Source organism: Streptomyces sp. NPDC060205, assembly GCF_042728395.1.
Lineage (GTDB): Bacteria > Actinomycetota > Actinomycetes > Streptomycetales > Streptomycetaceae > Streptomyces.
The window spans coordinates 1-6,034 of record NZ_JBHWZP010000094.1 but is presented as its reverse complement, the minus strand read 5'-3'; the positions used below and the strand labels follow the sequence as shown (position 1 = coordinate 6,034).

The window sequence follows — 6,034 nt, the reverse complement described above, 5'->3', positions numbered from 1 at the left end:
CGGTCGGAGCATGACGATCCGAGCCGTGCTGTGGGACGTGGACACTGCGTTGTTCGGGGGATAACCCCCGGACCCCCAGCCGGGAGCCGCGCCGGGGGTACGGTCGGAGCATGACGATCCGAGCCGTGCTGTGGGACGTGGACACTGCGTTGTTCGGGGGATAACCCCCGGACCCCCAGCCGGGAGCCGCGCCGGAGGTACCGTCGGACCATGACGATCCGAGCCGTGCTGTGGGATGTGGACGACACGATCTTCGACTACACCACGGCCGACCGGGCCGGTATGCGCGGGCACTTGGCCGCCGAGGGGCTGCTCGGCGGTTTCGCGTCCGTGGAGCAGGCCCTGGACCGCTGGCGCGAGCTCACCGACGAGCAGTGGGCGCGCTTCGCGGCGGGCGAGGTGGACTGGGAGGGCGGACGCCGGGACCGGGTGCGGGCGTTCCTGGACCGGCCCCTGACCGACACTGAGGCGCAGGACTGGTTCGTCCGTTACCTCGGTCACTACGAAGGGGCCTGGGCGCTGTTCCCGGACGTCCTGCCCGTCCTCGACCTTCTGGCGGGCAGCCACCGCCACGCGGTCCTCTCCAATTCCAGCCTGCGTGTCCAGGACCACAAACTGCGCGTCCTCGGCGTACGGGACCGCTTCGAATCGGTGCTGTGCGCGGCCGAACTGGGCGTCTCCAAACCCGCCGCCGAGGCCTTCCACACGGCCTGCGAGGCCCTGGACCTGCCACCGCACGAGGTCGCGTACGTCGGGGACCACCCGGAGATCGACGGGCGGGGCGCGGCCGACGCCGGCCTGTTCTCCGTCTGGATCGACCGCACGGGCATGAGCGCGGTCACACCCCCCGCTCCGGACACCGCGCCGGGCCCGCCCGCGGATCGGCTCTCCCACCCGCGCCGGATCGTCTCGCTGGCCGAACTCCCCGCGATCCTCCGGCCCGATACCCGTTTTGGAGCGCCGTCCACCTTCAGGTAATGTTCTTCCTGCGCCGCCGGAGTGCGGGTCGAAAGACCACAGGCCGGAGACGCAAGCTAAAACAAAATCCCCATGGGGTTGAGTTTCAGTGGCCTATGGTGTAATTGGCAGCACGACGGTTTCTGGTTCCGTTAGTCTAGGTTCGAGTCCTGGTAGGCCAGCTCGCAGAGCTTATCTGCACAAGCAGAGACCAGCTCTGCAAGGCCCCCGTTGTGTAGCGGCCTAGCACGCCGCCCTCTCAAGGCGGTAGCGCCGGTTCGAATCCGGTCGGGGGTACAGATCCTTCCCAGGGGGTCAGTACGGGTCGCACCCGCTGACGCTCATGCAGGATCGCTAGGGCCCCCGTTGTGTAGCGGCCTAGCACGCTGCCCTCTCACGGCAGTAGCGCCGGTTCGAATCCGGTCGGGGGTACGGAGTGGTGTAGACCACTATTGGGCTATGGTGTAATTGGCAACACGACGGTTTCTGGTTCCGTTGTTCTAGGTTCGAGTCCTGGTAGCCCAGCTGGATCACTTGTGATCCTCGCCCCCGTTGTGTAGCGGCCTAGCACGCTGCCCTCTCACGGCAGTAGCGCCGGTTCGAATCCGGTCGGGGGTACAGAGAGAAGAAGCCCTCCCCATCAGGGGAGGGCTTCTTTCGTGCCGGGCGCCGGGCGCCGGCCGGGAGCTGTCAGGACGTTCAACTCCGGCCGTTCGCTGCGGCGTTGAAGCGATCGGCCGGGGGAGTCGACAGGACGGGGTCAGCTGGTGCGGCGCAGGGCCTCCGAAAGGCGCGCGGCCGCGTCGATGATCGCCTGGGCGTGCATCCGGCCCGGGTGGCGCGTCAGCCGCTCGATCGGGCCCGACACCGAGACGGCGGCGACCACGCGGTTCGAGGGCCCGCGCACCGGCGCGGAGACGGACGCGACGCCCGGCTCGCGCTCGCCGATCGACTGGGCCCAGCCCCGGCGCCGTACGCCCGACAGGGCCGTCGCCGTGAAGCGGGCGCCCTGGAGGCCGCGGTGCAGGCGCTCCGGCTCCTCCCAGGCCATCAGGATCTGGGCCGAGGAACCGGCTTTCATCGTGAGCGTCGAGCCGACCGGGACCGTGTCCCGCAGGCCCGACAGGCGCTCCGCCGCGGCGACGCAGATACGCATGTCGCCCTGGCGGCGGTAGAGCTGCGCGCTCTCGCCCGTGATGTCGCGCAGATGCGTGAGCACCGGGCCCGCCGTCGCGAGAAGGCGGTCCTCGCCCGCCGCCGCCGCCAGCTCGGCCAGCCGGGGGCCGAGAATGAAACGGCCCTGCATGTCACGCGCCACCATCCGGTGGTGTTCAAGTGCCACGGCGAGACGATGTGCCGTGGGCCGTGCCAGTCCGGTCGCCGCGACCAGTCCCGCGAGGGTGGCCGGACCGGACTCCAGAGCGCTCAGGACAAGGGCTGCCTTGTCCAGAACGCCGACGCCGCTACTGTTGTCCATGAAACGATACTCGCGTCTCACTCTGTGAAACGCAAGTTCAATTTTCCGTGGAACGCGCCACCCTGATACGTACACGGCCCGTGGACCGACGGGCCTGGCGGAAGACGTCCGGTACGGGGGGTACGGGCGCAGGCCGCCCCGGAAATCTCTAGTTGGGCCGGCGCCACACAGGCCGGCCGGAGGGAAAGCGATGGGTAGGACACTCGCGGAGAAGGTCTGGGACGACCACGTCGTCCGGCGCGCGGAGGGCGAGCCCGACCTTCTCTTCATCGATCTGCACCTGCTGCACGAGGTGACCAGCCCCCAGGCCTTCGACGGCCTCCGTCAGGCGGGGCGCCCCGTGCGCCGTCTCGACCTCACCATCGCGACCGAGGACCACAACACCCCCACCCTCGACATCGACAAGCCCATCGCGGACCCGGTCTCCCGGGCCCAGCTGGAGACGCTGCGCAAGAACTGCGCGGACTTCGGCGTGCGCCTGCACTCGCTGGGCGACGTCGAGCAGGGTGTCGTCCACGTCGTCGGCCCGCAGCTGGGCCTGACCCAGCCCGGCACCACGGTCGTGTGCGGTGACTCCCACACCTCCACGCACGGCGCGTTCGGCGCGCTGGCGTTCGGCATCGGCACCTCCCAGGTCGAGCACGTGCTGGCCACCCAGACGCTGCCGCTGGCCCGCCCCAAGACCATGGCCATCACGGTCGACGGCGAACTGCCCGAGGACGTCACGGCCAAGGACCTGATCCTGGCGATCATCACCAAGATCGGTACGGGCGGCGGCCAGGGCTACATCCTGGAATACCGCGGCTCCGCCATCGAGAAACTCTCGATGGAGGCCCGCATGACCATCTGCAACATGTCGATCGAGGCCGGTGCCCGCGCGGGCATGATCGCCCCCGACGAGACCACCTTCGCGTACATCGAGGGCCGCGCCCACGCCCCGCAGGGCGAGGACTGGGACGCCGCCGTCGCGTACTGGAAGACCCTGAAGTCGGACGACGACGCGGAATTCGACGCGGAGGTCGTCATCGACGCCGCCTCCCTCGCGCCGTTCGTCACCTGGGGCACCAACCCCGGCCAGGGGGCACCGCTTTCGGCCGCCGTCCCCGATCCTGCTTCGTACGAAGACGCTTCGGAGCGGCACGCCGCCGAAAAGGCCCTGGAGTACATGGGGTTGACCGCCGGACAGCCGCTGCGGGACATCAAGGTCGACACCGTCTTCGTAGGTTCGTGCACCAACGGCCGCATCGAGGACCTGCGCGCCGCCGCGCAGATCGTGGGAGGCCGCAAAGTCGCCGACGGCGTACGCATGCTGGTCGTCCCCGGCTCCGCGCGCGTCGGTCTGCAGGCCGTCTCCGAGGGCCTCGACCTGGTCTTCAAGGAGGCCGGCGCCGAATGGCGGCACGCGGGCTGCTCGATGTGTCTGGGCATGAACCCCGACCAGCTGGCCCCCGGTGAGCGCTCCGCGTCCACCTCCAACCGCAACTTCGAGGGCAGGCAGGGCAAGGGCGGCCGTACGCACCTGGTGTCGCCGCAGGTCGCCGCCGCCACGGCCGTACTGGGCCATCTGGCGTCCCCCGCCGACCTGTCCGATGCCGACGTCCGTACGCCCGCTGGAGTCCGATAGCCATGGAAGCATTCACCAAGCACACCGGCCGGGCGGTCCCGCTGCGCCGCAGCAACGTGGACACCGACCAGATCATCCCCGCCCACTGGCTCAAGAAGGTGACCAGGGACGGCTTCGAGGACGGGCTCTTCGAGGCCTGGCGCAAGGACTCGTCCTTCGTCCTCAACCAGCCCGAGCGCGCGGGCGCCACGGTCCTGGTCGCGGGCCCCGACTTCGGCACCGGCTCCTCGCGCGAACACGCCGTCTGGGCCCTGCAGAACTACGGCTTCAAGACGGTCATCTCCTCGCGCTTCGCGGACATCTTCCGCGGCAACTCTCTGAAGAACGGCCTGCTCACAGTGGTTCTGGAGCAGAAGATCGTGGACGCGCTCTGGGAGCTCACCGAGAAGGATCCCGAGGCCGAGATCACCGTCGACCTGGAGGCCCGTGAGGTGCGCGCCGAGGGCATCACGGCCGCCTTCGAACTCGACGAGAACGCCCGCTGGCGGCTGCTGAACGGGCTGGACGACATCTCCATCACCCTGCAGAACGAGGCGGACATCTCCACGTACGAGGCCAAGCGGCCCTCCTACAAGCCGCGGACCGTTCAGGTCTGACCGGATCCCTCTGGTCGGAGCCGGATCCGCACGGCTGATTCCAGCCAGGCGACAAGCCTGATGTACCCCCAATCGTGGACGGTTGGGGGTACATCCGTGTCTGCCTCCGGAAGGGGTGTTCCGGCCTTTGTGATTGGCCTCAACTACCCTTGTTTACTGGTCCCTTGATGGGGTAGCCGAACCCCGGCAGAGCCACATGGGGCGGTGTGCGGGAGGCCCTCGGGAGGCGGTAGTTACCCCCTGCGCAGGCGACAACTCGCCCCAGATGGCACAATCTGTGCATGGAACACGACGGCCAACTCGACCTCTATGCGGCAGTCGCGTCCCAACTCAAGGAAGCGCACACATCGGTGCGCGCACTGCAAGTCCCGGAGGGCGTACGGATGGCGCTGACCCGGAAGCTGCTGGTCATTACGGCCGTGGCCAAACACGATCTCGCCGATGCGACAAGGCGTCTGGAGCGGTTCACGACGGACCTCGACGAGGGCCGAATCCCCGAAGAGGAACGCTGAGGAACTTGGGCGGCGCCCCAGTTCGTTGCGGCACAAGGGTGATTAGCCCGTTTCGTGTTTGATTTGCGGTATATATCTGCCTAACGTGCGAAAAAGCTTGAACACTTTCGTTCTGGCAATGTCTCCGAAGGGGAAGACGTGAACAAGGCGCAGCTCGTAGAAGCGATTGCCGACAAGGTCGGCGGGCGTCAGCAGGCCGCTGACGCGGTCGACGCCGTACTGGACGCCGTGGTGCGTGCAGTTGTCGGCGGGGACCGGGTCTCGGTCACCGGCTTCGGTTCCTTCGAGAAGGTGGACCGTCCGGCCCGTTACGCCCGCAACCCCCAGACCGGAGAGCGGGTTCGGGTCAAGAAGACCTCCGTGCCCCGCTTCCGCGCGGGCCAGGGCTTCAAGGACCTGGTGAGCGGCTCGAAGAAGCTCCCCAAGAACGACGTGGCGGTCAAGAAGGCCCCCAAGGGCAGCCTGAGCGGTGGCGCTTCCGCCACGGTCAAGAAGGCCGCGGCCAAGAAGGCCACCACCGCCAGGAAGGCGACGGGCGCCGCGAAGAAGACCACGGCCGCGGCGACGACCCGGAAGGCGACCGCGGCGAAGAAGACGTCGTCCGCAGCTGCGAAGAAGACCACCGCCACGGCCAAGAAGACGACCGCCAAGAAGACCTCGGCGGCCGCGAAGAAGACCACGGCGGCGGCGAAGAAGACCACCGCGAAGAAGGCGGCGGCCAAGAAGGCCCCCGCGAAGAAGGCCGCGGCCAAGAAGGCGCCGGCCAAGAAGTCGGCGGCCCGTACGACCACCACCGCCAAGAAGGCCACCGCCCGCAGGTAGACAGGGGCGCAGGGCATAAACGCGCCGGGCCGGGCTCCCACGGGGG

The 6,034-nt window shown here is 68.5% G+C and carries 6 protein-coding genes and 5 tRNA genes; 10 read left to right on the top strand and 1 reads right to left on the bottom strand.

All coding sequences use genetic code 11. The annotated features are described in order from the left end of the window. Positions 1-210: 210 nt before the first annotated feature. From ACFWGJ_RS18560 to ACFWGJ_RS18535, 6 genes are all read left to right on the top strand, one after another. Positions 211-978, top strand: coding sequence for an HAD family hydrolase (locus ACFWGJ_RS18560; RefSeq protein ID WP_387325501.1), 768 nt, complete (start codon positions 211-213; stop codon positions 976-978). Between the two features lie 89 nt (positions 979-1,067). Further along, positions 1,068-1,139, top strand: a tRNA-Gln gene (locus ACFWGJ_RS18555). Between the two features lie 42 nt (positions 1,140-1,181). Then, a tRNA-Glu gene (locus ACFWGJ_RS18550) sits at positions 1,182-1,254 on the top strand. 62 nt (positions 1,255-1,316) lie between these two features. Next, positions 1,317-1,389 (top strand) — tRNA-Glu (locus ACFWGJ_RS18545). A gap of 21 nt (positions 1,390-1,410) precedes the next feature. Further along, a tRNA-Gln gene (locus tag ACFWGJ_RS18540) sits at positions 1,411-1,482 on the top strand. Positions 1,483-1,502: 20 nt separating this feature from the next. Further along, positions 1,503-1,575, top strand: a tRNA-Glu gene (locus ACFWGJ_RS18535). Between the two features lie 142 nt (positions 1,576-1,717). Here ACFWGJ_RS18535 and ndgR read toward each other — a convergent pair. Continuing rightward, positions 1,718-2,434, bottom strand: a complete 717-nt coding sequence (gene ndgR / locus ACFWGJ_RS18530) for an IclR family transcriptional regulator NdgR (protein WP_107021936.1) — start codon at positions 2,432-2,434, stop codon at positions 1,718-1,720. A gap of 190 nt (positions 2,435-2,624) precedes the next feature. Here ndgR and leuC point away from each other — a divergent pair, with 190 nt between their 5' ends. From leuC to ACFWGJ_RS18510, 4 genes are all read left to right on the top strand, one after another. Beyond that, positions 2,625-4,058 carry a 3-isopropylmalate dehydratase large subunit gene (gene leuC / locus ACFWGJ_RS18525; RefSeq protein ID WP_387325499.1) on the top strand — a complete coding sequence of 478 codons (1,434 nt, stop codon included), beginning with the start codon at positions 2,625-2,627 and terminating at the stop codon, positions 4,056-4,058. Between the two features lie 2 nt (positions 4,059-4,060). Further along, positions 4,061-4,654 (top strand): 3-isopropylmalate dehydratase small subunit, encoded by a 594-nt coding sequence (leuD, locus tag ACFWGJ_RS18520; protein ID WP_387325496.1) that lies wholly within the window; start codon positions 4,061-4,063, stop codon positions 4,652-4,654. 281 nt (positions 4,655-4,935) lie between these two features. After that, complete coding sequence (locus tag ACFWGJ_RS18515; RefSeq protein WP_107021933.1) at positions 4,936-5,166, top strand: hypothetical protein; 231 nt, start codon at positions 4,936-4,938, stop codon at positions 5,164-5,166. A gap of 138 nt (positions 5,167-5,304) precedes the next feature. Further along, complete coding sequence (locus tag ACFWGJ_RS18510) at positions 5,305-5,988, top strand: HU family DNA-binding protein (RefSeq protein ID WP_387325493.1); 684 nt, start codon at positions 5,305-5,307, stop codon at positions 5,986-5,988. The last annotated feature ends 46 nt before the right edge of the window (positions 5,989-6,034 follow it).